A 240-nucleotide genomic window follows, 5' to 3' on the forward strand; every position below is an offset into this window, starting at 1 on the left:
TTTCAATACACGCCGCCACCGATACCGCCGATAAAGATTCTTTAAACGAGTCTGGTGCAATAACAATTTTCATAGAGGTTGATCCGTAAGTGTTACCAATGAGCCTAAAAAAGAGAAATCACATCAAATAGTATAAAAGTTCCCTAATTAGAGCGCCCCAAAGTTGCCATTTGTTGTGACGCCCCTTTTAGTTTTGACGACGGTAAAAGCAAGATCCGTAAAGTTACTGTTCCTTAATAT

Annotated in this window: 1 protein-coding gene; it reads right to left on the reverse strand. The window is 39.2% G+C overall.

Features of this window, described 5'->3' with window-relative positions:
• The coding region (locus AB4496_RS23245) for a glycerate kinase (protein WP_372132128.1) at nt 1–73 on the reverse strand (73 nt) is incomplete at its 3' end.
• Nucleotides 74–240 lie beyond the last annotated feature (167 nt).

Origin of the sequence: Vibrio sp. 10N.222.46.A1, assembly GCF_041473595.1 — a bacterium.
GTDB lineage: Bacteria > Pseudomonadota > Gammaproteobacteria > Enterobacterales > Vibrionaceae > Vibrio > Vibrio tasmaniensis_A.